This is a genomic window from Actinacidiphila guanduensis, from assembly GCF_900103985.1.
Classification (GTDB): Bacteria; Actinomycetota; Actinomycetes; order Streptomycetales; family Streptomycetaceae; genus Actinacidiphila; species Actinacidiphila guanduensis.
Genome location: NZ_FNIE01000015.1, coordinates 149,502 through 174,585, shown reverse-complemented (window position 1 = coordinate 174,585; position 25,084 = coordinate 149,502). Strand labels below are relative to the sequence as shown.

Sequence of the window (25,084 nt, the reverse complement as noted above, 5' to 3'; positions counted from 1 at the left end):
GCGGTGCGTCCGTCGTTGATCTCGTTCGACCGGTACCCGATCCTGGCCGACGGCAGCATCGACACCGCCTACTTCGACACCTGGGCCATCATCCGCGAAGCCGCCCTCACAGCCCGCATCCCCGCCTGGACCTACATCCAGTCCACCGGCTTCAACGGCCACGCCGTCCCCACCGCTTCCCAACTCGCCTGGCAGATCAACACCTCCCTCGCCTACGGCTGCAAAGGCATCCAGTACTTCACCTACTGGACCCCCGACCCCGCCCGAGGCGAGGGCTACACCCAAGCCCTCATCACCACCGACGGACAGCAAACACCCCTCTACCAAGCAGCCCGCACCCTCAACACCACCTGGCTCCAACCCACAGGACGCCAACTCAAACCCCTCACCACCGAAACCGTCCACCACGCCAACGAACCCCAACCCCCCACCGGCACCACCCCCTTCACCCCCGGCACCCACCTCACCCACACCACCGGCGACCCCGCCCTCCTCACCCTCTACACCCACCCCCACCAACCAAACGACACCCGCCACCTCCTCATCACCAACCGACATGCAGACAAGCCCGCCACCCTCCGCGTCGGCATCAACACCCGGTACGCAGCCGCTCGTTACGACCCCGGCGGCGACCGGTACGCCCCGGTGGCCGCCCGCTCCGGCGTCCTCGACGTCTCCCTCGCCCCCGGTGCCGCCGCCCTCTACCGGCTGAGCGCGACGTGACCTACCGCACACGGTGGCATATGCCCGGACGTAGGCTCGGGGAGCCACCGTTCCACCGTGGCAGCCCCTGAGAGGAAGCACGCCATGACCACCGAGCCGATCCACGCCGACACCGCCGGGCTGCTCGCCCGGGCCCGCCAGGACTACCAGGACCTCGCGGGACGCGGGCTCTCCCTGGACCTCACCCGCGGCAAACCGGCACCGGAGCAGCTCGACCTCTCCGAGGACCTGCTGAGCCTGCCCGGCGGCCGGCACACCGCCGCCGACGGCACCGACGTGCGCAACTACGGCGGCCTGCAGGGCCTGCCCGAGCTGCGGGAGATCTTCGCCGGGCTGCTCCAGGTGCCCGCGGCCCAGCTGCTGGCGGCCGGCAACTCCAGCCTGGAGCTGATGCACGACTGCCTGGTGCACGCCCTGCTGAGCGTCATGCCGGGCGCGAAGGCGCGCTGGGCGGACGAGGAGCGGATCGTCTTCCTGTGCCCGGTGCCCGGCTACGACCGGCACTTCGCGCTGTGTGAGCGGTTCGGCATCGAGATGGTGGCGGTGCCGATGACCGCGGACGGCCCGGACATGGACACCGTGGAGCGGCTCGCCGCCGAGGACCCCGCGGTCAAGGGCATCTGGTGCGTGCCGAAGTACAGCAACCCGGACGGCACCTGCTACAGCGACGCCACCGTGGCCCGGCTGGCCGCGATGCCCACCGCCGCACCCGACTTCCGGATCTTCTGGGACAACGCCTACGCCGCCCACCACCTCACCGACGAGCGGGTCGAGATCGCCGACCTGCTCGGCGCCGCCGCCGAAGCCGGCCACCCCGACCGGGTGTTCGTCTTCGGCTCCACCTCGAAGATGACCGCGGCCGGCGCGGGCGTGGCCTTCTTCGGCTCCTCACCGGCGAACGTGAAATGGCTGCTGGCCAACAACGCCAAGCGCTCGATCGGCCCGGACAAGGTCAACCAGCTGCGGCACGTGATGTTCCTGCGCGACGCCGAGGGGGTGCGTGCCCACATGGAGCGCCACCGGGCCCTGCTGCAGCCGAAGTTCGAGGCCGTCGCCCGTATCCTCCAGCAGGAGCTGGGCGGCACCGGCCTGGCCAAGTGGACCTCGCCCAAGGGCGGTTACTTCGTGACGCTCGAAGTCCCGGACGGCTGCGCGAAGGAGGTCGTGCGCAGGGCCGCCGAGGCCGGCATCGTCCTCACCCCGGCGGGCGCCACCCACCCGTACGGGAAGGACCCGCGCGACGCCGTCATCCGCATCGCGCCCAGCTACCCGGGCCTGAAGGAGCTGGAGCAGGCGATCGAGGGCCTGGCCGTGTGCGTCCGCCTGGTCGGGTACGAGCGGCAGGCCGCCTGACCCCTGTAGCTCTGCGTCCGTGCGGGCGCCCGGCCGGCCCCGGCCCCCCTGCAACCGCGGGGGGCCGGCGCCGGTACGGGCCCGGGCGTCAGCCCAGCGTCACGTCCGCCGAGGCGGTGAGGCCGCCGGAGGCCACCGTGACGGTGACCCGGCCCGCCCGCACGGCCGTCAGCGTCCCCGTGGACACATCGAGCACGGCGAGCGTGCGGCGGCTGCGGCGGGCCGTCCGCGCGGCGGCCGCGGAGTCCACCACGACCAGGCCCGGACCGCCGCTCCAGGTCACGCTGGCCGGGAAGCGCAAGGGGAAGCGCAGGCCGAACTCGCTGGTGATGCCGGTGGCCGCCAGCTGCGTGGAGGCGCCGCTCTTGAGGGTGCCGGGGGCGTCCAGCTCGATTCCGTCGATGAGCGGTCTGCTCTCGGCCCGCAGCCACTCGCGGGTCTGCGGGCTGGGCTGCCCGGCCTGCACCCCGGCCGGGCGCGGTTCGACGCCGACGTGCATCCAGCCGAAGAAGCCGCCCTGGTCGGGCGAGCTGTAGGGGGTCTTGCCGACCGCGGGGGTGTTGACCTCCAGCACGCCGTCGGAGCGGGTGACGGCCGCGGTGTGGGCGTGGCCGTTGAAGAGGGCGACGGGCTTGCCCGAACTCTCCCGGAAGTCGGCCAGCCACTGCTTGAGCAGGCCCGCCTCCAGCTGGTCGGAGAGCTGGGAGGCGCCCGAGCCCGAGGGGTCCTGCAGCGGGTGGTGGAAGGAGACCACGACGCCGGTGACCGCGGGGTCCTTCTCGGCCTTGGCCAACTCCTCCTTGAGCAGCGGGACCTGGTCCCAGTCGGAGGTGCGCATGTCGCCGGTGTGGGAGTCGAGCAGGATGAACCGGGTGCCCTTGTGGTCCAGGATCTGCTTGTTGGGGCGGCCCGTCGCGGCGAGGAAGGCGTCCAGGCCGCCGGTCGCGGTGAGGCCGGCCTCGTGGTTGCCGGGCGTCCAGTGGACGGGCAGGCCGCTCGGGACGTGGTCGCGCAGCAGCCCGTTGGCGAGGGCGAAGTCGGCCGGGTTGTCGTCGTCGACGAAGTCGCCGTTGATCAGGATGAAGTCCGGTTCGGCGGCGACCACTTGGTCCAGGGCGAGGGCGGCCTGGCGGCCGGAGAAGGAGTCGAGTCCGGCCGCGGCGCTGACGTGCAGGTCGGACAGGACGGCGAAGGTCCAGTGGTGGGCGGGCACCTCGCCCTGCTCCACCACGTAGGGGTCGGGCCGGGGCGGCTCGGTGGTGTCGGGCTGCTGGCCGACCTGGGCGGCCAGGCCGTCGAACTCCAGCTGCCCGGCGTTCTTGTCGGTCTGCGAGGTCTCGGCGATGTAGACCCGCGCCAGGGTGAGCGGGTCGGAGTAGCCGGCCGGGATGTCGCCGACGACCCGGCGCCAGCCGGTCCAGTCCACGACGGTGGCGAAGGTGAAGGGCACGTTGGTGGTGCCCTGGGAGGAGACCATGGCGCGCAGCCAGTGGTTGTTGCCGTCGCCGTTGACCCACAGGGCGAGGCGCTTGGTGCCGGCCGGCAGGGTGATCGGCGCCGGGCCGGCCACCGCGTAGGCGGCCGAGGTGCTGGACTGGCCGGTGAAGTCGTAGGTGAGCCGCAGGGCGTGGTTGTCCGCGGTGGCGCCGGGCCGCTCGGGGGCGGCGGTGAAGGCGACCGAGGCGGTGCCGCGCGCCGAGGCGGCCGTCCAGGTCTCGGTGGGCTCGAACTCGGCGAGGGAGACGTCGACCAGGCCGACGGTCACCGGCAGCTTCGCGGTGACGCCCTGCACAGTGGCGGTCACCACGGTGGCCTTGCCGGAGGCGTCGGCGGCGCCGGTGACGGCGAGGCTGCCGTCGCCCGCGTCCTTCACGCTGACGACGGCGGCGTCGAAGTCCAGCTCGGCGTCGCGGGGGGCCACGGGCGCGTCGAAGCCGTCGGCGTCGTAGCCGGTCAGGCGGACGGTGGCGCTGCTGCCCGGGTCGATGGTGACGGCCCGCTCGGTGAAGGCGAGGTGGTCCAGGGGGCCGACGACCCGCAACGCGTGGCTGCCGTCCGCGCCGCCGGCGTCGGCCCGCAGGGTGCCGGCGCCGGGGCGGTCGGCGCGGAAGACGCCGCGGCGGGTGCTGCCGAGCGAGCCGGGCACGGCCCGGTAGCGCACCTGGTGCCCGGAGGCGTCCACCGGCGACCAGGTCTCGTCGAAGCCGGCGACCGTGACGTCCAGGGTGAGGCCCGGCACCACGCGGTCGGCCTGCGGCCGTACGTCCAGGCCGCGCAGCCGGCCCGAGCCCTTGGCGCCGAACAGGCCGACGCCGTCGGCCACCGGCCGCTCGCTGCCGTCCGAGGGGGTGTTGATCACGCCGGCCGCGGTGTCGCCGGGGCGGCGGGCGACGAGTTCGGTGGAGCCGCCGCCGTCGAGCATCAGGGCCTCGTCGGCGCCGAGCCGGACCATCAGGGCGGCGGTGTCGTCGAAGCTCAGCCCGGCCGAGAAGTTCGCCGAGCCGTCCACGGCGACCAGCAGCAGCCGGTGCCCGCCGGCCGGCCAGCCGATGGCGGTGCGCGGCTTGGGCTCGTCGTTGCCGGTGCTGGGCGGGAAGTCGACGGCGGTGCCGCCGCGCACCAGCACCGAGCCGGAGCCGAGCGCCATCCTCAGCGCGACGGGCGCGTCGGTCTGCGGCGCGAACTCCACCGTGACGGTGTCGCCGGGCCGGGCGGCGGCGAGGTCCGCGGCGGCGGCGCCCCGGCCGAGCACGACGTAGCCGCCGTCGGGCACGGGCGTGTCGGTGATCGCGGCGCCGGTGGCGGTCACCTTGCCGCCGGAGACGACGAGTTCGGTGTACGGGCCGGGGTCCTGGATGAGGGTGCGGGCCCCGTGGCCCCACTGCGGGGTGAACACGGCGATGCCGTCGGCGGGCACGGACGCGGAGTTGAGGGCCGCCAGCGGGCGCCTGGTGCCGGCCACGGTGACCGAGCCGGTGAGCACCAGGTCGGCCAGGCGGGCCACCTGGTCGGCGCCGAGCGCGGCCACGGTGGCGTGCTGGGTGGTGGCCTTGCGCAGCTCGCCGCCCTGGATCTCCGGGCCTTCGGCGGCGTAGGTCTCGGTGATGTCGAAGTAGTCGCCGTTGACGGCGGCCACCGCGTGGGCGGCGTTCGCCGCCTGCGCCACCGGCTGCGGGTCGCTCACCCCGGCCCCGAGCAGGTCCGCGCCGGCCTGGCCGAGGTCGGCGTTGAGGACGTGCACCCGGGTCCATCCGGTGCGGCCGAAGGTGTCGAAGGAGGTGAGGACGATTCCGGGGGCGACGGGGATGTCGGTGCGGTCGGTGGCCACCGATTCACCGGGGACGGTGAGTCGGTAGTCGGGCGCGGTGAAATCCGGAAAACGGGGGGCCGTCGGGAAAGCGGGTCCCGCGGAATCGGCCGCGGCCGGGGTGCCGCCGGGCGTGCCCGCGCGGGCGGCCGTCGTGCCCGCGGTCGCGGTGAGTCCGGCGGCGACCGCGCCGACGATGAGCCCGCGGCGTGTGACGCCCGCGGCGGCGCCGCTCCCGGTGCTGGGGGTGCTCTCAGGGTCCATGGGGGGCAACGTATGGGCTGCGGGGGACCCCGGGATGAACGGCGGACCGATATTTCTTCCCGTCCTGCGGCGACGCGGAATTCGCCAGTGGTTCAGACAACTGGAACGACGGAAAGCAAGGGGAAGGACAACGGGAAAGGCAACGGGAAAGGGGCGCCGCCGAATTGGCGGCGCCCCTGGCGAACCGCGCCCGGTGTCCTGAGCGTTGGGGTGTGCACGCGGTGGTACGGGTCCCGGCGCGGGCCGTTGCGGGGCCAGGTCCGCTACAGGGCGTCGGCGCGGCCCTCGATGCCCTCGGCCGGGCCGCCGGCCCGGGCGTCACGGGTGAGGTCGAGGCCGAGGACGCGGTCCACGAAGGCGGCCGTGCCGAACTTCGCGCCCGCCGGCACATTGCGCGCGGCCGCGACCGTGCGCAGCAGTTCCAGCACGGCGGGGGTGTCCAGGTCGTCGTCCAGCGCGTCGGCCACCCGGCGGCGGAACACCTCGGGGACCGGCCGCGCGGGTGCGTGCGCCCACTCCGCGGCCCGGGCCCGCCAGGCGCGCAGGGTGCTGTCGGCTTCCAGCACGTCGTGGAAGGTGAGCGACAGGGGCCGCCGGTAGGACTGGCCGAGCAGCACCAGCCGGATCGCCAGCGGGTCCACGCTGCCGGTGTCGAAGGGCTCGGCGGCGGTGTCGGACACCTCGCCGACTTCGATCCACAGCCCGTCCTCGGGCTGGTGGAGGGAACTGCCGAAGAGGTGGGCGTCCGGCTCGCCGGTCAGGCCCGAGGGCGGGGGGATGCCGAGCGTGCTGCGGACGTAGGTGATGCCGCCGGCCTGCTCGGGCGGGTGGGCGAGGTCGTGCTCGACCCGCCGGCCGCCGGCCGCCACCGCGCGCACCAGCACGTCGCCGGTGAGCAGGGTGCGCATCTCGGCGGCGCCCACGAAGCCCTCGGCGCACGGCAGGTGCAGCCGGACCCGCACCGCCCCGTCCTCGTCACAGGGCAGGCTCACCAACCGGCGCACCCGGCCGTCCGTCACTTTCACCGGGCGTGTCCCTCCCGAGCTCCCCATCCGACCTTCCCCGCGGCGGTTCCCACGTGTCCAGCCCCATCGTCGCGGCTGCGGCTCCGGCGCACCAGCACCGGGGTGGCGATCAAGCCGACCTTTCCCCGCCACGGGGACGGGTGGGGCCGGGTGGGACTGGGGTGAGCAGTGGGGAGGCGGTCCCTGGCGCGACCGGGGGTGCGACCCGGGGGTGACCCGGGGGGTGAGCGGACATCAGCCGGCCCGACGGGCACGAGCGGACGCGATCGGGGACGGCCCGGCGGCCGGGTTCGGCCATACCTGCCGTGCGCCGGGGGAGCGGTCAGCGGGAGCCGGCGAGGAGTTCGGCCGCGGCCACGCCGGAGGCGGCGGTGGCGCCGTGGGTGAAGATGCGCAGGGCGCCCGCGCCGGAGTCCTCGGGCAGGCCCATCTCGACCACGATCGCGTCGGGGCGGTCCGCGGTGAGGGTGGCCAGCGCCCCGCCCATCCAGCGGTTGCGGGCCGCGTCGCGGACCACCACCACGAGCGGGCGGTCGGCCGCGGGCGCGAGCGCGTGGGCGGTCAGCACGCTCGGCTCGTCGGCGAGTTGGCGGTGGGTGACGCGGACGAAGGTGGTCCCGGGCAGCCGCTCGCGCAGCGGCGCCGCGACGCCCCACGGGGTCTCCTTGGCGATCGCCAGGTTCGTGGACGGCACCAGCTCCACCACGTGCGGGGCCGCGGCCAGCGGCAGGACGCCCTCGGCACCGCTGACCCGCACCGCCCGCCGCGCGGCCACGTACCCGATGTCGCGGCCGACCGGGTCCACCGGCACCGAACCGGCCAGCCGCGTCGACCAGCCGGCGAACTCCTTCACCCGGCGCGATGCTTCGGCCAGCCGCGCCTCGGTGAGGGCGCCCGAGCCGACCGCCTCGACCAGAGCGTCGGCGAGGTCCTGGGTCGTGTCCTCGCCCGCGCTCTCACCGCCCACGCACACCGCGTCGGCGCCCGCGGCGACCGCCCGCACGGTGGCGCCCTCGATGCCGTAGCGGCCGGTGACCGCGCCCATCTCGATCGCGTCGGTGACGATCAGCCCGTCGAAGCCCAGCTCCTTGCGGAGCAGGCCGCCCAGGACCCGGCTGCTCAGCGTCGCGGGCACGTCAGGGTCGTAGGCGGGCACCAGCAGGTGACCGCTCATCACCGCCCGCACGCCCGCCGCGAGGGCCGCCTTGAAGGGCGGCAGCGCCTGTTGGGCGATGGTGTCGAGGTCGGCGTCGTAGCTGGGCAGGCCGTGGTGGGAGTCCACGGCCACATCGCCGTGGCCGGGGAAGTGCTTGGCGCAGGCGGCGACCCCGCCGGACTGCAGGCCGCTCACCCAGGCCGCCGCGTGCCGGGCCACCCGGTCCGGCTCCACCCCGAAGGAGCGCACGCCGATGATCGGGTTGTCCGGGTTGGAGTTGACGTCCACACTCGGCGCGTAGTCCAACGTGACGCCCACCGCGTGCAGTTGGCGGGCCAGGTCGCGCGCGACCTCGGCGGTCAGCTCGGTGTCGTCCACCGCGCCGAGCGCGAAGTTGCCCGGCCGGGTGGAGCCGGTCGCGGACTCGATGCGGGTGACGTCGCCGGCCTCCTCGTCGATGGCGACGATCAACTCCGGGTTCTCCGCCCGCAATTGCGCGGTGAGCCGGGCGACCTGCTCGGGGGAGGCGATGTTGCGGGAGAAGAGCACCACGGAGGACAGGCCGTCGGCGATGGCCCGCAGCACCCACTCCGGCGCCTCGGTGCCGACGAATCCCGGCTGCAGGACGGAGAGCGCGAGTCCTCGCAGCTCACGGCTGTGCTTGCTGGCGGACATCGGCGGAGCCTTTCGCAGGGAGCCGGGATTGGTACAGACCAACGGATAGTGGCTCAGCCGATCTTGGGTGTCAAGGCACCCCGCAGCCTTCGCCGCGGCGGGCTCGCGGCAGCCCCGCCGCACCCCGCGGCGGTTTCACGACAAGCCCGCGGCAACACGCTTGACGACTCTGCGTCGCCCGATAAGTGCGTACGGCAACGGGAATTCGCCGGTCACCCGCGGATGATCATCCGGGCACCCTGTGCGAGGTGCGGAAACGGCCCTTTCGGAGGAGTTCCGGATAAGCCTGCCTTCGCCGGTGCAATGCCGCCGCACAACCCGCGGTGGCCGGTTGTCGGGACACTGTCCCCCGACCTGTCATTTGACAGGTCGAGTTGGTCTAGTCCAGTTTAGGACCACGCGAGTTCAGCGAGCGACAGCCGCGGCGTGCGCCCCGGCGGACGATCACGCTGGCCGGCAGAGCCCCGCGGTGCCCGACGGTGTCCACCGGCGGTCCCCGAGCCCCACCGCCAGGCGTTTTCTCCCCCGGGCGCCCACCCATTGCCGTGCGTATCCTCTCGCGCACCGACAGCAGCGCGGGCCTGCGGCACGACTGTTGCCGGCACCGCAAGGGCATTGCCCGGAAGCTGATCCGAACCCTGGGAGCGACCGACGTGTTGACGCCTGACCGGCTTTACCGAGCCTCCTCGGAAATCCCCTACTCCAGCGCGGACGGCGAGAGCTATGACGCCCCGGTCCCGCTCCGGGACCTGCGCAAGTCGAAAGAACTCCGCGTGCTGTCGGACGACGACTTCGCCTTCTGGCAGAAATACGGCTACGTCGTGGTGGAGCAGGCGATCACCGCCGAACACGCGCAGCAACTGCTCGACTTCGCATGGGAGTTCCAGGGCCTCGATCCCGAGCGCCCGGAAACCTGGTACGAGGAGCCGAAGTTCCGCGACGACCTCGACCGCGAGCTGCACATCTACGGCTTCGTCGAGGCCTACCACCACCAGCTGATGTGGGACAGCCGCCAGGCCCAGCGGGTCTACGACGCCTTCGTGGACGTCTGGGACTGCGAGGAGCTGTGGGTCACCCTGGACCGGCTCAACCTCAACCCGCCGAACATCAAGAACCGCGACCGCGCGCTCATCGCGCCCACCGAGCGCGGCTTCGACATCCGCCTGCACTGGGACATCGACAGCACACTGGACGTGCTGCCGCAGCGGGTGCAGGGCATCATCGCGCTGAAGGACACCAAGCCCGACGAGGGCGGCTTCCAGTGCAACCCCGAGCTCTTCCACCGCTTCGAGGAGTGGAAGGCGACCCAGCCCGAGGACCGGGACCCGATCCGCCCGAGCATCGACACCGACGAGTTCCCCGTGGTGCGGCCCGATCTGAAGGCCGGCGACCTGCTGATCTGGAACGGCGCCCTCGCCCACGGCGTCGCCCCCAACCTGTCGGCGGACGGCGTGCGCGCCTGCCAGTACCTGGCGATGATGCCCGCCCTGGAGTCGCACGAGGAACTGCGCCGCTCGCGGGTGGAGTCCTGGCGCACCCTGAGCACCCCGGAGTGGAACAAGACGCTGGTCGGCGACCGGGACAAGCACGAGTCGCTGCGCTACGGACCGGCCGAACTCACCGAGCTGGGCGCCCGGTTGCTGGGCCGCGACTCGTGGAACACGCCGTACGGCAACGTTGTCGACCAGGCGGCCGGAGAGTAGCGATGCGCCGCATCTGTCTGGCCCTGCCCACCAACCGGGCCTGCGCACCGGCCATTTCGGCGCTGCACGACGAGGCCGCCTACGCGGCACGCGAATTCGGCGTCGAGGTGCACATGCTCGTCCTGGACTCCTGCGAGGGGGCCGTCCTGGCCGAGCACGCGGCCCTTGCCGCGCGGCTGCCCGAGGTGCCCGGTGTCGTCGTGCACCACCTCGGCGAGGACGCCCAGCGCGACTTCCTGCGCGCGGTGATCGCCCGCTCGGGCGCCGCCGGGCCCGACGCCCTGCTCGACCTGATGCTGCCCGCGGCCCTGTCCTACGGCGCCTGCACCAACCGGATCTTCCTGGTCGCGGCCGCCCTGGGCTGCGCGTCGGTGCACCGCCGCGACTCCGACAGCCGCTACCAGAGCCTGGACGGCGAGGTGGTCTACCCGGTCCACCACGAGCTGCTCTCGCTGGGCCGGCCCGCCGCCGAGGCTGCCGGCGCCGTCACCGCGACCGACCTCGACCCCCGGCACCTGGCCAAGCCCGTCTCGATGGTGGGCAGTTCGTTCATCGGCGAGATGTCGGTGGACATCGCCGAGATGCAGCGGCTCGACCCGCGGACCTACCAGGAGGTCGTCGGGCTGTGGGCGCCCTTCGACTGGCCGGCCGAGCAGAAGCGGGAGTTCGCCGCCGACTCCTTCATCGGCGCCGGCACCGAGCCCTTCACCGCGGACCACTCGGTGCTGACCCTGGTGGACCCGATGCGGGTGGACATGTGCAACATCGCCTTCCACGGCGTGCACGAGGACGTGCCCCTGCTGCCGGCCACCGACACCATCGGCAGCGACTACTTCCTCATCCACCTGGTGCACGACGCCACCCTGCCCGGGGTGCTGCACAACCGGAACATCGTCAACTTCTACACCGGCGAGCGCCGCACCGACGCCGGATTCGCCGCCTACCAGCTGCGGTTCGCCAAGTTCCTGCTCTCCATGCTCTACCTCAACGACGTCTACGCCCACCTGGAGCAGGCCGGCGCCTCGCTGCTCGGCCCGGACCACCGGGTGCGGCCCGCGGCCGTGACCGAACTGCTGTGGAACGCGGCGAAGCTGGACGACGGCGAGAACGTGCAGCGGCTGGAGATCCTGGACCGCGCCTACCGGCGGCTCGGCGGCCGGTACGCGGCCTTCGCCGATCGGCTGGCCGGCAGCAGGGACCGCCTGCTCGCCGAGGCCCGCACCGACATCGAGGAGTACGCGCTGCTCACCGAGGCGTGGCCGGCGCTGGTCGCCGCCGCCAAGGAGCAGGGGCCGGCGGACGGTTGGCGCCGCGGCTCCGGCGCGGTCCCGCAGCAGCCGAACCGACGGCCATGACCCGGACGCGCACCGAGGAGCGCGGGCAGCAGGACCCGCTGACGGCCGCGCTCGCCGCCGCCGACCAGGACCGTATCGTCTTCGACCTCACCGGGATCGAGGCCCGCTACGACGCGCTGATCGCCGAACTGCCCGGCGCCGCCGTGCGGTTCGCGCTCAAGGCGTGCCCGGTGGACGAGGTGGTGGACACCCTGGCTCGCCGGGGCAGCGGTGTGGACGCGGCCAGTGTCCAGGAGATCCGGCAGGCCCTGGCCTGCGGGGTGCCCGCCGAGCGCATCCACTACGGCAACACCGTCAAGTCCGACACCGAGATCGCCGAGGCGTACCGGCTCGGCATCCGCGACTTCGCCACCGACAGCCTCGCCGATGTCGCAGCCCTCGCCGAACACGCCCCCGGCGCCCGGGTGTTCTGCCGCCTGGCCACCGACGGCGGCGGCGCCCTGTGGGGGCTGACCGGCAAGTTCGGCTGCTCGCTGCCCGACGCCGTCGCGGTGCTGGTCCAGGCCCGCGAGCTGGGCCTCATCCCGGCCGGACTGTCCGTCCACGTCGGCTCCCAGCAGATGACGGCCGGCGCCTGGACCCGCGCCTTCGACCAACTCGTCGCCGCCGTCCGCGAGTCGGCCCGGCACGGCATCACCCTGCGGTACCTGGACCTCGGCGGCGGTCTGCCCGCGCTCGGCTACCTCGACCCGCGCGGCGAGCCCCTCGACCCGCCGCTGGACAAGATGTTCGCCGTCATCCGGGAGGGCATGCAGCACTGCCGCGAGGCGGCCGGCCACCCGCTGGACTTCGTCGTGGAACCCGGCCGGCACCTCGTCGCCGATCACGGCGCCATCCGCGCCCACGTCTCGCGGCTGACCCTGCGGCACGGCCCGGACGGCGAGCCCCAGCACTGGCTCTACCTGTCCTGCGGCCGTTACAACGGCCTGTACGAGATGGACGCCCTGCAGTACCGGCTGGTCTTCCCCGGTCACGAGGGCGCCCCGACCGTGCGGGCGGTGGTCGCCGGACCCACCTGCGACAGCGACGACGCCTACCCGCGCGGCCACGCGCCCGTCCCCGTGCCGGCCGCGCTCGCCTCCGGGGACCCGGTGTGGGTGCTGTCCAGTGGTGCCTACGCGGTGAGCTACATGACCCAGGGCTTCAACGGGTTCCGCCCGCTGCCCTGGTCCTGCGTGCGCGGGAGCGGGGCCTAGATGCAGCCGCGCGCCCGGGTGCGGCCCATCGCCGCCGACGACTGGGAGGCCATCACCGCCCTGGAGGCCCGCGCCTACCGCCCCCTCGGGCTCTCCGAGGAGCGGGCCGTCCTGCAGTCCAAGGCCCGCTCCTCGCCGGCCACCTGCTTCGCGCTCGACGCCGCCGGGCGCAGCCCGGCCGGCTACCTGCTGGCCCTGCCGTACCCCGAGTCCGCGGCGCCCTCGCTCACCGCGCGCGAGGAGAGGGTCTTCCGCAGCCGCAACCTCCACCTGCACGACCTCGTCGTCGCCGAGGAGTTGCGCGGCCGCGGGTACGGGCGGCTGCTGCTGCGCCGGCTCGCCGGGCAGGCCCGCCGGGCGGGCTACGAGCGGATCTCGCTGGTGGCGGTGGGCGGCAGCCGCGGATTCTGGGCCGCGAACGGCTTCACCGCCCGCGACGGCGAGGTCGCCGGCTACGGACCGGGCGCGGTCTACATGTCCATGGCCCTGCCGCGGCCGGGGGACCACGGGCGGCACGTCCTGGCCGGGCACCCGCGGGGCGCCGGGCGGGAAGAGGCCGGGCGGAACGGGATCGTCCGCAACGGGACCGTCCGTAACGAGCCCGGCCGTGGCGAGCGTGGCCGTAGCGACATCGGCCGGAACGAGAACAGCAGGGACCTGACCAGGCGGGACGAAAGTGGGATGAGCTGATGCTGCGCGTACGCGACCCGTTCTGGCGAGGGCAGTTGGCCACCGCCGCGTTGTTCTGCTCGCTGGGTTTCCAGTACGCCACGTGGGCCTCGCGGCTGCCGGCGCTCAAGTCGCACCTCGGGCTGAGCGCGGCCGAGGTGGGCCTGCTGCTGATGTCCACGGGCATCGGGGCGGTGGGTACTTTCCCGCTGGTGGCGCTGCTGATGCGCCGCCTCGGCTCGCGCCGCCTGGCGCTGGCCAGTGCGACCTGCCTGGCGCTGCTGCTGCTCGCGATGTCCGCGCTGCCGGACTACCCGGTCGCGCTGCTGGTGATGCTGTGCGACGGGGCGCTGGTCGGCGGGCTCAACGTGGCGATGAACGCGCAGGGCGCCGCGCTGGAGGTCGCGCACGGGCGCAACGCGATGGCCAAGCTGCACGCGACCTTCAGCGGTGGCTCGCTCGCCGCGGCCCTGCTCGCCTCCGGCATGAACGCGATCTCCTCGCGGCTGATCGTCCACTTCGGCGTGGCCGCCGCGCTGTTGCTGCTGCTGGTGGCGTACGCCAGGGGCGGGCTGCTTGCCGAGGACCGCCCGGCGGAGAAGAAGGAGAAGAGCCGCGGGCGGTGGACGCTGCCGTCGAGGGTGACGCTGTGGCTGGGGGCCGCGATGGTCTTCGGCACGGTGACCGAGGGCGCGATGAACGACTGGTCGGCGCTCTACATGAAGGACGTGGCCAAGGCGTCGGCGGAGGTCGCGCCGCTGGGCATCGCGGTGGTCTCGGTGATGATGGTGCTCGCCCGCCTCTTCGCCGACGGCTGGCGGGCCCGCTTCGGCGACGGCCGCATCGTCCGCTCCGGCAGCGCGCTGGCCGGCATCGGCCTGGCCCTCGCGCTCCTCAGCGGGGGCGTCGTCCCGGCGCTGATCGGCTTCGCCTGTGTGGGCCTCGGCATCGCCGCGGTCACCCCGTGCGTGTACGTGGCCGCGGCGAAGGACGGCTCCGACGCCCTCACCGTCGTGGCCACCATGGGCACCACCGGCCTGCTGGCCGGCCCGCCGGTGATCGGCTTCATCGCCAACGGCAGCGGCCTGGTCTGGGGCCTGGCCGCGGTGGCCGCCTCGGCGGTCCTGGTCTCGGTCTGCAGCACCCAGATCAACTGGCCGTCGACCACCGCGACTTCGGCGGCGTCGGCGCCCGCCCCGACCGAGGCGTAGCGCTCCGCCGGCCGGCAGGGTCCGGCCGGGTGTCGCCCGCTCTGTGACAGGGGTCACTTCCGGCGGTGACACATCCGCGGGGCTCCCGGAGTCAGTGCTGCGTACGGATGGGCACGGCGAGGGGAGAGCATCGTGGACGCGCGGTTCGACTACTACGGGACGGCCACCGGCGCCAGGTTCGGGCGGTACGTCGGCTCGGCGGGCAAGGCGGTCGCGGACTCGGGGCTGCCCGCGGCGACGCAGGAGCTGGTGAAGATCCGGGCGAGCCAGATCAACGGCTGCGGGTTCTGCCTGGACATGCACATCAAGGACGCCCTGCACGCGGGGGAGGACGCGCTGCGGCTGCACCTGGTCGCCGCCTGGCGCGAGGCGACCGTCTTCACCGACGCCGAGCGCGCCGCCCTGGCGCTCGCCGAGGAGGCCACCCGTATGGCCGACACCCCCGGCGCCGTCTCCGACGAGGTGTGGGCGGCTGCGGCCCGGCACTACGACGACGACCAACTGGCCGCCCTGGTCTCCCTGGTGGCCCTGATCAACACCTACAACCGGATGAACGTGACCACCCGCCAGCCTGCGGGCGACTACCACCCCGGCCAGTTCGACTGAGCACCAAGCCCCGCCAGGGGCCCACGCGGGCGGGCCCGGGGTAACGGGTGCCACGGGGGCCCCGACCCCCGCCAGGCCCAGCCACGCGAGCCGGCAGGCGGGGACGAGGCCGCCCCACGCGGGCCGACAGCACGGGGAAACGGGCGTCACGGGGGCGCCGATTCCCCCATGCCCGTTTGGCCGAAACCCACCCCCGCCACTTGCCCCACCCTCGGCTCCTAGGCTCGCCCTCATGAACCGTCTGCAACGCGCAACCGGCGCCGTCGTGGGATCGGCTGTGGGCGACGCGCTCGGCGCTCCCTTCGAGTTCGGCCCGGAGGGCGCCTTCTCCGCCCGCTTCCCGCGGCCCGGCAGCGGCGGCGAGATGTGCGGGGGCGGCGGCTGGGCGCCGGGCGAGGCCACCGACGACACGCAGATGGCCGTGCACGTCGGCGAGTCCCTGCTGGAGCGTGGCGGCCTCGACCTGCCCGACGTCTTCGCCCGCTTCCGGCGCTGGGCCGCGGCCGACCCTATGGACATCGGCGTCCAGACCGAGGCCGTCCTCACCGGCGGCCTGCCCTGGGACCGGGCCGCCGCCGAGCACTTCCGCACCGAGAGGCGGGCCGCGGGCAACGGCGCGCTGATGCGGGTGGCGACCTCCGGGGTGTACTTCGCCGCGCACGGCCGCACGGCGACCATGGACGCCGGCCGCCGCCTTGCCGCCCTGACCCACGGCGACCCCGCCGCGTGGGAGGGGACGGCGATCCTGCACGACCTGCTGCGGGTGGCCCTGGACGGCGACGACCCCTTGGCGGCGATCCCCGGCACGCTGGCCGCCGTCGTCCCCGAGCACCGCGAGCGCTACGCGGTCGTTCTGTCGGCGGGTTGGCACCCACGGGACGCCACCGAGTTCAACGGCGCCGTCTGGCCGTGCCTCGGCACCGCCGTCTGGGCGCTGCGCACCACTGGCTTGTACGAGGACGCCGTGCGCGCCGCCGTCGACTGCGGGGGCGACACCGACACCGTGGGGGCGGTGGCCGGGGCGCTGGCGGGCGCCGTCCACGGCGCCGAAGCGATACCGGCGCGGTGGCAGGAGGTGCTGCATGTGCCGCTGCCCGGTGCGCCCGTGGCCGGGCGGGTGCTGCGGGCGCCCGAACTCGCGGGGCTGGCCGGACGGTTGGTGGGAGCGTGAAGGACGGCGCGGGGAGATCCGCGCGATGCGGGTCCGGGCGGCCCGGGGAACCCCGGTGGCGGGCTCAATGGCCCGGGGTGGGCGGGGAGCGCGTACGGGGGCTGCGGGGAAAGGGGTTTGACGGCGGGCGGGGGTGGGGGTCGGATGGCCGATGTGATGCATAAAGGCGCGTACCCCGTCGGTGGAGAGCTGGTGCGGCGGCTCGTCGCGGGGCGGTTTCCGCGCTGGAAGGGGCTCGACGTGCGGCCGGTGGCGTCCGGGGGGACCGTCAACGCGCTGTTCCGGCTCGGAGAGGAACGGTGGTGCGGCTGCCGCTGACCGAGAGCGGGGCCGGGGACGTGCTGCGCGAGGCCGAGTGGCTGGGGCGGTTGGCGCCGCTGCTGCCGGTGGCCGTGCCCGAGGTGGCGGCGGTCGGGGAGCCCGCCGAGGGGTACCCGTGGCCCTGGGCGGTGCACCGGTGGCTGCCGGGGGAGCACCCCGAGCCGGGAGCGCTCGCCGCACCGCGGGAGTTGGCCCTTGACCTGGCCGGATTCGTCGACGCCATGCGCGGGATCACCCTGCCCGGCGGGCCGCCGGCCCACCGAGGGGGCCCGCTCGCCCTGCTGGACGCCGGTACGCGGGCCGCGATCGAGGAGCTGCGTGCTCTGCCCGAGGAAGGCGTCGACTGCGCCACGGTGACCGCGGTGTGGCAGGACGCGCTGGCCGCGCCGGGCCCGGACGGCCCGCCGGTGTGGCTGCACGCCGACCTGATGCCGGGCAACATCCTGGTCGACGGCGCCGGTCGGCTCGCCGCCGTGATCGACTTCGGCTGCGTGGGCCTCGGCGATCCCGCCTGCGACCTCTTCCCGACCTGGAACCTGCTGCCCGCAGCCGCCCGGCGGGCCTTCCGGCAGGCGCTCGCCGTGGACGGGGCCGCCTGGCGCCGCGGTCGCGGTCGCGCCCTGTCCCAGGCGTTGCTCGCCCTGCCCTACTACCGGGCCACGAACCCTTCGATGGCCGCCAACGCGCGCCACGTGATCCGCGCGGTGCGGTCCGGGGCGGCCGGGTGAACCCCGCCGGGGCGGAGGAGCAAACCGGCCGGGGTGGGGTCAGCGGTTGCTGTGGACCGGGCCCACCTGGAGGTTCTGGACGCCGGAGCCCACGCACTCCTGGCGGTTCCACGGGATGTTCGTGGACTCCTTCTGGTTCGGCGGGTAGACCCGCAGCGTCGGCACCGTCTGCAGATCGCACTGGGCCGCGGAGTAGCCGCCCTGGCCGTTGACCGTGCGCACGTCGGCGTAGGCGTGCGCGTTGGGGATGAGGGTGACGATCGTCGGCGCGGTGGACGTCCGCTCGGCCGCCTTGCCCATCTGCGTGTTGTGGATCTTGACGAAGGAGACCCCGGGGAAGCCGCTCAGCGTGCAGGGCGCGCTGCCGGTGTTCTGGAAGACCAGCTGGAAGGTCGTGCTGCCCGCGCCGCTGCTGAAGCCGTCCGCGGTCACCTTCAGGTTGCTGGTCGCGCAGCTCGGCGTGGTGCTGCCGGCCGCCCGGGTGGACTGCCCGCTTGACTCCTGCGCGGGCGCGTTGCCCGCGGTGGTGGGCGCGGTGCTGCCGCCGGTGTCCGTGGTCCCGGTCGAGGTCGGGGCGGCCTGAGCGGTCGTGGAGGTGGCCGGCGCGCTGGAGGAGGTGGACGCCGTGTCGTCGGAACCGCACGCGGTCAGCGTGAGCCCGGCGGCGACGAGCAGCAGCGCGGGTACTCCACGGCGGACGGTGGTGCTACGCATGGTGTGCCTCTTTCCTGTGTGCCGGATGTGTCCGGAGCGCCGCAGACCATCCTGCCCCCGCCCGGCCGCTTCAAGGCGCCGCGTTACACGGCGGGGACAGAACCTCCGAGGGCGGCGAACATTCGTTTCACGGCCGTTCCGGTCACCGGCCGACGAGAACCCGCAGGTCAGCCCGGTTCTGCTCATGCCCCCCCTACGACCGCGCCCGCATCGCCTCCGCGGGCGGCGTCCGCAGCGCCTGCCGGGTGGGCATCTCGATGGTGGCGAAGGCGGTGACCGCGACCGTGACGGCGGCGGCCGGCAGCAGCCAGACCGGCCCGGCCGGCCAGGGGCGGCCCAGGAAGCCCTGGCCGAGCAGGGCCAGCGGCAGCGCGGACAGGGCGAGCCCGGCCGCGATCGCGGCCCCGGCGACCATTGCCGCCTCGCGCCGCATCATCGACAGGACCTGCCGCGGCGTGGTGCCGGCCAGCCGCAGCGCGGCGATCTCCGAGCGGCGCTGCGCGGTCGCGGCGACCAGCCTGTTGGCGATGCTGAGCAGCAGGTAGCCGAGCATGACCACGACCACCGCGAGGTTCACCCAGGCCTCGGGCGGGGTGCCGGCGCCGTTGCCGTCCCCCGCGGTGGCGGTGAGCACCAGCCCGGGCCGGGCGGCGGCGTATCCGGCCAGGCGCTGCCGCGCGGCGGCGCTGCCGTCGGTGCGGACCAGCACGCTCTGGTCGAGCCCGGCGGTGGTGTGGCCCGCGGCCAGGTCGCGGGAGAGCACCAGCGGGCCGAAGCCGAGCCCGCGCCCGTACACGGCCACCACCCGGGCCCGCACCGGCGTCCCGTCGCCCAGGGTCAGCCGCACGTAGTGGCCGAGCCCGGCCCCCCGCGATCCGGCGGCGTCGCTGCTGACGGCCACGGTGGCGCCGGTCAGGGCAGACAGGCTGCCCTGCCGCACCCCGAGGTCCAGCACGCCCGCGGCCCGGGGCGTGAGCACCATCGCGGACTCCGACTCGGTCGTCGGGTCGCCGAACTGCCGGTACGTCCACAGGGCGGTGGTGGTCGCGGTGGGGGCCGCCGCCCGTACGCCCGGCAGGGCCCGCACCGCGGCGGCCGTACCGTCGGGGAGGCCGCCGAGCGCCGGGGCGGTCAGCTGCTGCCCGGCGAGGGTGCCGGCGCGGGCCTCCTCGGAGGTCGCGGCCATCACGGTGGTCTGGGCGAGGGTGTAGGTGAGGACGAAGACCACGGCCATCGCCAGCGGGGCGACCACGCCGGTGACGCGGTGGGCGTACGCCCGTACGTTCGCCGCCGCCAGCCAGGTCGGCGCCGAGGCGCCCGGGCGCAGGTTCCGTACGGCGGCCTCGCCGGCCCGCCTGACCAGGGCGGGGCCGGCCGACGCGAGGCCGATGGCGGCGAGGATGCCCGCGATCGAGGTGGCCGAGGCGGAGACCAGGCTGCGTTGCAGCAGCGGCGCGGTCGACAGCACGCAGGCGGCAGCGATGAGCAGCAGGCCGATCCCGGTCCTGCCCGGCGACGACTGCCGCGGCTCGCTGTGCGAATCTGCGACGGCCTCGGTGGCGGGCATCCGCGAGGTGCGCCAGGCCGCGCAGCCGGCCGCGGTCCACACGGTCGCGGCGACCAGCGCGATGGTGGCGAGCGCGGGGAACGGGCTGAGGGCGAGCGGCAGATGGGCGGGCAGCACCCCGCGGCCGACCAGCAGTGAGCGGAACCGCCCGGCCAGCAGGTAGCCGATCCCGATGCCGGGGGCGACCGCCGCGGCGGCGACGCGCAGCGACTGGCCGCGGGCAAGTCGCCTGATCTGCTGGGGCGTCGCGCCCACGGCCCGCATCAGCGCCAGGTCCCGGCGCTGCCCGGCGATCGAGACGCCGAGCGCGCCCGCGGTGACGAACCCGGTGATGAGCAGCACGATCCCGCCGAGCGAGCCGGAGAGCAGGACGAGCAGCGAGCGGCCCGCGTCCTCGCCGGGGGCGGCGGCCGCGCCCCGGCCGCCGCCGGTGGTCACCTTCAGCCCGGTGCCGGCGAGCAGGTGCCGGGCCTCGTCCGCGACGCGCGGGCCCTGCCCGGGCGCGGCGGTCAGCCCGACCAGGTCCACGGTGCCGGCCCGCGGCCCGCCGGAGGGCCCGCGCCCGGCCAGGCGCACGGCGGCGGTGTCGGCGACGTAGATCCCCGCGCCGGGAGCCCGCACCAGCGCGGTGACCCGGTACGGCGCGGCCGCGCGACCCGCGGCGGCGAGCCGCACCCGGTCGCCGAGGCGCAGCCCGGTTCCCGCGTCCACGGCGACCTCGCCCGGGCCGGAAGGCGCCCGCCCCTCGATGCGCGGGTGGGCCAGCAGCCGGGTGGAGGACCAGCCGTGCCCGTCGGCCCGCGGGTCGCCCTCGGCCACCGGCAGCACCCGGCCGCTCCTGTCGATCACCGCGGCGGGGAAGCCGATGTCGCCCACGGCCGCCGTGACGCCGGGCAGCCCGGCCAGCCGCCGGGTGAACGTCGCGGGCACCACGGCCCGTTCGGGCAGCGCGATCGGCACGTCGCCGGCCGGGTGGTACTCCTGGCCGGCGGCGACCACGACGTCGGCGCCGCCGAGCCGGCCGGGGGCGAGGTGGGCGCGCAGACCGGACTCGGCCAGCACGCCGGTCGCGGTGATCAGCACGGCGCCGCCGAGCACCGCGCCCGCGACGGCGAGCAGCGCGCTGATCCGGTGGGCGGTCATCCGCCAGGCGAGGTGCAGCACGGCTCACCGCTCTCCCAACGCGGCGAGGCAGTCGGCCAGTCGGTGCGCGGCCGGGGTGTGCAGGGCGTTGACGACCTGGCCGTCGGCCATCACCAGCGCGCTGTGCGCACGGGCCGCCGCCGCGGGGTCGTGGGTGACCATGACCACGGTCTGGCCGAACTCGTCGACGAGGTCACGCAGCAGGTCCAGGACCTGGCGGGCGCTGCGCAGGTCCAGCGCGCCGGTCGGCTCGTCGGCGAACACCACGGCCGGCCGGGCGGCCAATGCCCGTACCAGAGCCGCGCGTTGCTGCTGCCCGCCGGAGAGCTCGGCCGGGCGGTGGTGCAGCCGGCCGCCGAGCCCCACGCGCTCCACCAGGGTGCGCAGCCAGGCCCGGTCGGGGGCGCGGCCGGCCAGCCGCAGCGGCAGCGTGATGTTGTCCTCGACCGACAGCGAGGGGATCAGGTTGTAGGCCTGGAAGACGAACCCGACACGCTCGCGCCGCAGTTCGGTGCGGCGGGTCTCGTTCATCCCGGCGATCTCCCGCCCGTCGATCCGCACGCTGCCCGACGTCGGGGAGTCCAGCCCGGCCGCGCAGTGCATCAGCGTGCTCTTGCCGGAGCCGGAGGGCCCCATCACGGCCAGGAAGGTGCCGCGCTCGACGGTCAGCGACACGTCGTCCAGGGCGCGCACACCGCCCGCGTACGTCTTGGACAGGTGCGCCAGCGCGATGGCCGGGGCCTGGGCGCCCGACGGGGCCGCACTCACCGCCGCCCCCGTCCGCGCAGCGCCCGCACCCCGAGCGCGGCCGCGGCGAGCGCGGTCACGAGGCCGCAGGCCAGGTGGAGCGCGGTGGGCACCCCGCTCAAGGAGGCGGCCATGTTGGCCGCCACGCCGATGACCAGGACGGTCCACAGCAGCGCGCGGATCACCTCGCCGCGGGCCGGTGGGCGCGAGGCGGGCTCGGGGCGGGCGGGGCCGCTGAGGCGGTAGGGATCGGCTTTCGCCACGGTGTCCTCCGGGGGCTGCTCGGGTACCGGCGCCTGTGGGCCGCGCCGCTGTGCCGTTCCGACGTGCGACGACGCTACGCAGCCGCGCTCTTCGGACCGATCCCGCGAGCCACCGGATCCGCGGTACAGCAGGCTGTACTTTCGGGCCTCCGCGGGGTTCCGGGGGTGACGCCGCGTGGCGGTGCGGCCTAGGGTCGTGGGCAGACGGTGACCGCGCCCGCCGCCGTACGGCGCCGCGCCGTACCCGGCGCCCCCGGTCCTCGGCGGCCGCACGGCGGCCGCCTGTTCACGCGCGGTGACGCCCCGGACGCGTGACGTACCGTACGAGAGGAGCCCGCATGGCCATGCAGGCGGCCACGATGCCGGAGCCCGCCGACGGACCGCGGGCCACCGCCGTACGAGCGGCGCGAGCCGCGGCGGGCGCGCTGCGGCAGCTGCTCGGCGGGTTGCCGACGGCCGCCGCCGCGGCAGCCGTCCTCCTCCTGCTCGCCCTGAGCGCGATCACCGCCCCGGCCGGGATCGGCCTGCTCCTCGCGCCCGCCGCGCTGCGCGCCCTGCACGCGCTGGCCGGGCGGGAGCGGGCCCGGCTCGGCCGGCACGGCCTTGAGGTCGTCGCCCCCGAACCGCCCCCGACCACGCTGCGCGCGGCCCTCACTGACGCCACCACCCGCCGCGAGCTGCGCTGGTCGGCCCTGCACGCCACCGCGGGGCTGCTGCTGGGCTTCCTCGCGGTGTGGCTGCCGCTGTCCGCCGTCCGCGACACGGCCTTCCCGCTGTACTGGCGGCTGATGCCCGAGGGCACCACCGCCACCTCGCTCGGCGTCGGCAGGGCCGACTCCTGGCCCGACGCGCTGGCCGTCGCGCTGCTCGGCGTCGGCGAGATCGCGGTCGTCCTCGGCCTGACCCCGGCCATGGCGCGCCTGCAGGCCGGGCCCGGACGGCGGCTGCTGGCGGCCGGGCCCGGCACCGATCTGTCCCTGCGCGTCGCCGAGCTGACCGCCACCCGGGCCGCCGCGCTCGACGCCCACGCCGCCGAACTGCGGCGCATCGAGCGTGCCTTGCACGACGGCACCCAGAACCGGCTGGTCTCCGTCACGGTGCTGCTCGGCGCCGCGCGCCGCCAGGTCGCCCGCGACCCCTCGCGCGCCGGGGAGATCCTGGAGCGCGCCCAGTCCGCCGCCGAACAGGCACTCGCCGAACTGCGCACGGTCTCCCGCAGCATCCTGCCCGCCGTGCTGGACGACCACGGCCTCGCGGGCGCCCTGTCCGGCCTGGCCGCCGAGAGCCCGGTCCCCTGCCGCATCGACGTGGACGCCCCCCAGCGCTGCGCGGCCTCGGTGGAGGCCACCGCGTACTTCGTCGTCGCCGAGGCGCTGACGAACATCGCCCGGCACAGCGGCGCCCGCCAGGCGGCGGTGACCGTACGGTCGAGGGCCGGCCGCCTGCGGGTGACGGTGACGGACGACGGCCGCGGGGGCGCGGTGCTGCTGGAGGAGGCGGGTCTTGAGCCCGGCACGGATGGGCTCGTACGGGGTGGCGCGGTGCCGCCGGGCGGGGCGGGCGGACTCGTACCGGACGGTGCGGTGCCGCCGGAGGCGGCTGGTCCCGGTGCCGGTGGCGCGGACGGGCTCGTACGGGACAGCGGGCCGGTGCGGCACGGCCGGGCCGGCCCCGCTTCCGCGCAGGCCCCCGGCGGCGCGCCCACCGCTGCTGCGCACACCCCGGTGAGTCCGCCGCGGCTGCCCGGGAGCGGGTCCGGGCTCAGCGGGATCAGGCGGCGGGTCGCCGCGCACGACGGCACACTCCGCCTGGACAGCCCGCCCGGCGGACCGACCATCCTGGAAGTGGACCTGCCCTGTGGAACGTGAGCCGTGTGAGCCCGAGGACCGTCCGGTGCGGATCGTGATCGCCGAGGACGACCCGCTGCTGCGCGAGGGCGTCGCCCTGCTGCTGCGGCCGGAGTCGCTGGACGTGGCGGCGACGGCCGGCACCGCGGAGGAGGCGCTGGCCGCGATCGACGCGCACCGGCCGGACGTCGCCATCTTCGACGTGCGCATGCCGCCCACCCACACCGACGAGGGCATCCGCGCGGCCGTCGAGGCCCGGCGCCGCCGCCCGGACCTCGCGGTGCTGGTGCTGTCCGCGTACGTGGAGCAGAGCTTCGCCACCGAGCTGCTCACCGGGGGCGTCGCGGGGCTCGGCTACCTGCTCAAGGAGCGGGTCGGCCGGGTCGAGGAGTTCCTGACCGCGCTCCACCGGGTGGCGGACGGGGGCACCGCCATCGACCCCGAGGTCGTCGCCCAGCTCTTCACCCGCTCCCGCCAGGACACCCGGCTGGACCGGCTCACTCCGCGTGAGCGGGACGTGCTGGCGCTGATGGCCGAGGGGCTGGGCAACGGGGCGATCGCCGAGCGGCTGGTCGTCACCGACGGGGCCGTCCACAAGCACATCCGCAGCATCTTCGCGAAGCTGGACCTCGCGCCGACGGACCAGGTGGACCGGCGGGTGGCGGCGGTGCTGCACTACCTGGAGGCGTCGCCCCGCCGGCTCTGAACGGACGTGTGGGCGGCCGAACGTCCCTGGCAGCGCCCGGCGTTGACGGTACCGGCGCCGTGCGGCCCGTCCGCCGGGGCGAGTTGCGTACCCTCGCGGCCCGGCCGCGGGGCCGCCGTCAGTGGGAGGGGCCCGTCGCGCTCTCCAACGACGCGGTCAGGGAGCGGAGTTCATCCAGCAGGGCGCTCGCCTGGGTGCGGTTGAGCGCGGTGGCGCGGGCGATGGTGAGCGGGACGTCCTTGATCGTCGTCCGCATGGCCTCGCCGGCGGGCGTGAGGCGGACGATCACCGAGCGCTCGTCCTGCGGGCTGCGCTCGCGGGTGACCAGCCCCGCGGACTCCAGCCGGCGCACCAGCGGCGACAGGGTGCCGGAGTCCAGCCGCAGGTACCGGCCCAGCTCCTTCACCGACAGCGGGCCGTGCTGCCACAGGACGAGCATCACCAGGTACTGCGGATAGGTCAGCCCCGATTCCTTCAGCGCGCCGCGGTAGATGTCGTCGTACGCCCGCGCGGCCGCGTGGAGGGCGAAGCACAGCTGGTCCTCCAGGCGCAGCACCGGCTCGGCGGAGGGCTGGGCGGGGGTCGTCGGCTTCATGGCGCCAGTCTACGGGGTTCGGTTATCCGCAGTCGAGTT

General features: G+C 75.0%; 19 protein-coding genes and 1 pseudogene. 12 read left to right on the top strand and 8 right to left on the bottom strand.

What is annotated here, in order from left to right; genetic code table 11:
- Together BLR33_RS35375 and BLR33_RS28390 are read left to right on the top strand one after the other, a co-directional pair.
- Window positions 1–723 (top strand): hypothetical protein (locus tag BLR33_RS35375; RefSeq protein WP_218136716.1); only part of this gene is annotated, 723 nt, incomplete at its 5' end.
- 84 nt (window positions 724–807) lie between these two features.
- Window positions 808–2,076, top strand: a complete 1,269-nt coding sequence (locus BLR33_RS28390) for an aminotransferase class I/II-fold pyridoxal phosphate-dependent enzyme (protein WP_093787485.1) — start codon at window positions 808–810, stop codon at window positions 2,074–2,076.
- 88 nt (window positions 2,077–2,164) lie between these two features.
- On the opposite strand, the gene BLR33_RS28385 is transcribed toward BLR33_RS28390, so the two are convergent.
- The 3 genes from BLR33_RS28385 to BLR33_RS28375 all read right to left on the bottom strand — a co-directional run bounded on the left by BLR33_RS28385 (window position 2,165) and on the right by BLR33_RS28375 (window position 8,503).
- Window positions 2,165–5,647 carry a phosphodiester glycosidase family protein gene (locus BLR33_RS28385; RefSeq protein WP_093787484.1) on the bottom strand — a complete coding sequence of 1,161 codons (3,483 nt, stop codon included), beginning with the start codon at window positions 5,645–5,647 and terminating at the stop codon, window positions 2,165–2,167.
- 263 nt (window positions 5,648–5,910) lie between these two features.
- Window positions 5,911–6,672 (bottom strand): hypothetical protein, encoded by a 762-nt coding sequence (locus tag BLR33_RS35370; protein ID WP_176930567.1) that lies wholly within the window; start codon window positions 6,670–6,672, stop codon window positions 5,911–5,913.
- A 322-nt stretch (window positions 6,673–6,994) separates the two neighbouring features.
- Complete coding sequence (locus tag BLR33_RS28375; protein ID WP_093787482.1) at window positions 6,995–8,503, bottom strand: glycoside hydrolase family 3 protein; 1,509 nt, start codon at window positions 8,501–8,503, stop codon at window positions 6,995–6,997.
- Window positions 8,504–9,156: 653 nt separating this feature from the next.
- Between BLR33_RS28375 and BLR33_RS28370 the strand changes: the two genes are divergently transcribed.
- From BLR33_RS28370 to BLR33_RS28340, 8 genes and pseudogenes are all read left to right on the top strand, one after another.
- Complete coding sequence (locus BLR33_RS28370; protein ID WP_093787481.1) at window positions 9,157–10,206, top strand: phytanoyl-CoA dioxygenase family protein; 1,050 nt, start codon at window positions 9,157–9,159, stop codon at window positions 10,204–10,206.
- Window positions 10,207–10,208: 2 nt separating this feature from the next.
- Window positions 10,209–11,561: a DUF6271 family protein gene (locus BLR33_RS28365; protein ID WP_176930565.1), complete on the top strand. Its 1,353-nt coding sequence runs from the start codon at window positions 10,209–10,211 to the stop codon at window positions 11,559–11,561.
- On the top strand, window positions 11,558–12,757 hold the full coding sequence (locus tag BLR33_RS35365; protein WP_176930563.1) for a type III PLP-dependent enzyme: 1,200 nt from the start codon (window positions 11,558–11,560) through the stop codon (window positions 12,755–12,757). Before BLR33_RS28365 ends, BLR33_RS35365 begins: the two co-directional genes overlap by 4 nt.
- Entirely contained in the window at window positions 12,758–13,447 is a 690-nt protein-coding gene (locus BLR33_RS35360; protein WP_176930560.1) for a GNAT family N-acetyltransferase, read from the top strand.
- Window positions 13,447–14,637 (top strand): MFS transporter, encoded by a 1,191-nt coding sequence (locus tag BLR33_RS28355; RefSeq protein WP_093787480.1) that lies wholly within the window; start codon window positions 13,447–13,449, stop codon window positions 14,635–14,637. The genes BLR33_RS35360 and BLR33_RS28355 overlap by 1 nt, the downstream gene beginning before the upstream one ends.
- Before the next feature lie 132 nt (window positions 14,638–14,769).
- The gene (locus BLR33_RS28350) at window positions 14,770–15,243 is read left to right on the top strand and encodes a carboxymuconolactone decarboxylase family protein (RefSeq protein ID WP_093787479.1); all 474 of its coding nucleotides are present in this window, start codon (window positions 14,770–14,772) and stop codon (window positions 15,241–15,243) included.
- Window positions 15,244–15,475: 232 nt separating this feature from the next.
- Entirely contained in the window at window positions 15,476–16,414 is a 939-nt protein-coding gene (locus BLR33_RS28345) for an ADP-ribosylglycohydrolase family protein (protein WP_093787478.1), read from the top strand.
- A 156-nt stretch (window positions 16,415–16,570) separates the two neighbouring features.
- Window positions 16,571–17,463, top strand: a pseudogene (locus tag BLR33_RS28340) (aminoglycoside phosphotransferase family protein).
- A 39-nt stretch (window positions 17,464–17,502) separates the two neighbouring features.
- Here the strand turns inward: BLR33_RS28340 and BLR33_RS28335 are convergent.
- From BLR33_RS28335 to BLR33_RS28320, 4 genes are all read right to left on the bottom strand, one after another.
- Complete coding sequence (locus BLR33_RS28335) at window positions 17,503–18,177, bottom strand: DUF4232 domain-containing protein (RefSeq protein WP_093787477.1); 675 nt, start codon at window positions 18,175–18,177, stop codon at window positions 17,503–17,505.
- A 193-nt stretch (window positions 18,178–18,370) separates the two neighbouring features.
- Window positions 18,371–20,908, bottom strand: coding sequence for an ABC transporter permease (locus BLR33_RS28330; protein ID WP_093787476.1), 2,538 nt, complete (start codon window positions 20,906–20,908; stop codon window positions 18,371–18,373).
- 3 nt (window positions 20,909–20,911) lie between these two features.
- Entirely contained in the window at window positions 20,912–21,655 is a 744-nt protein-coding gene (locus BLR33_RS28325; protein WP_093787475.1) for an ABC transporter ATP-binding protein, read from the bottom strand.
- Window positions 21,652–21,897 (bottom strand): hypothetical protein, encoded by a 246-nt coding sequence (locus BLR33_RS28320; RefSeq protein WP_093787474.1) that lies wholly within the window; start codon window positions 21,895–21,897, stop codon window positions 21,652–21,654. Before BLR33_RS28320 ends, BLR33_RS28325 begins: the two co-directional genes overlap by 4 nt.
- Window positions 21,898–22,235: 338 nt before the next feature.
- Between BLR33_RS28320 and BLR33_RS28315 the strand changes: the two genes are divergently transcribed.
- On the top strand, window positions 22,236–23,765 hold the full coding sequence (locus tag BLR33_RS28315) for a sensor histidine kinase (RefSeq protein ID WP_407639732.1): 1,530 nt from the start codon (window positions 22,236–22,238) through the stop codon (window positions 23,763–23,765).
- A gap of 25 nt (window positions 23,766–23,790) precedes the next feature.
- Window positions 23,791–24,450 (top strand): response regulator, encoded by a 660-nt coding sequence (locus tag BLR33_RS28310; protein ID WP_093787473.1) that lies wholly within the window; start codon window positions 23,791–23,793, stop codon window positions 24,448–24,450.
- Window positions 24,451–24,568: 118 nt separating this feature from the next.
- On the opposite strand, the gene BLR33_RS28305 is transcribed toward BLR33_RS28310, so the two are convergent.
- Complete coding sequence (locus BLR33_RS28305) at window positions 24,569–25,045, bottom strand: MarR family winged helix-turn-helix transcriptional regulator (protein ID WP_093787472.1); 477 nt, start codon at window positions 25,043–25,045, stop codon at window positions 24,569–24,571.
- Window positions 25,046–25,084 lie beyond the last annotated feature (39 nt).

Excerpts from the sequence above, each read along its gene's own strand:
- BLR33_RS28390 (WP_093787485.1), top strand. The coding sequence starts at position 808 with ATGACCACCGAGCCGATCCACGCCGACACCGCCGGGCTGCTCGCCCGG.
- BLR33_RS28385 (WP_093787484.1), bottom strand. The coding sequence starts at position 5,647 with ATGGACCCTGAGAGCACCCCCAGCACCGGGAGCGGCGCCGCCGCGGGC.
- BLR33_RS28375 (WP_093787482.1), bottom strand. The coding sequence starts at position 8,503 with ATGTCCGCCAGCAAGCACAGCCGTGAGCTGCGAGGACTCGCGCTCTCC.
- BLR33_RS28365 (WP_176930565.1), top strand. The coding sequence starts at position 10,209 with ATGCGCCGCATCTGTCTGGCCCTGCCCACCAACCGGGCCTGCGCACCG.
- BLR33_RS35365 (WP_176930563.1), top strand. The coding sequence starts at position 11,558 with ATGACCCGGACGCGCACCGAGGAGCGCGGGCAGCAGGACCCGCTGACG.
- BLR33_RS35360 (WP_176930560.1), top strand. The coding sequence starts at position 12,758 with ATGCAGCCGCGCGCCCGGGTGCGGCCCATCGCCGCCGACGACTGGGAG.
- BLR33_RS28355 (WP_093787480.1), top strand. The coding sequence starts at position 13,447 with ATGCTGCGCGTACGCGACCCGTTCTGGCGAGGGCAGTTGGCCACCGCC.
- BLR33_RS28345 (WP_093787478.1), top strand. The coding sequence starts at position 15,476 with ATGAACCGTCTGCAACGCGCAACCGGCGCCGTCGTGGGATCGGCTGTG.
- BLR33_RS28335 (WP_093787477.1), bottom strand. The coding sequence starts at position 18,177 with ATGCGTAGCACCACCGTCCGCCGTGGAGTACCCGCGCTGCTGCTCGTC.
- BLR33_RS28315 (WP_407639732.1), top strand. The coding sequence starts at position 22,236 with ATGGCCATGCAGGCGGCCACGATGCCGGAGCCCGCCGACGGACCGCGG.
- BLR33_RS28305 (WP_093787472.1), bottom strand. The coding sequence starts at position 25,045 with ATGAAGCCGACGACCCCCGCCCAGCCCTCCGCCGAGCCGGTGCTGCGC.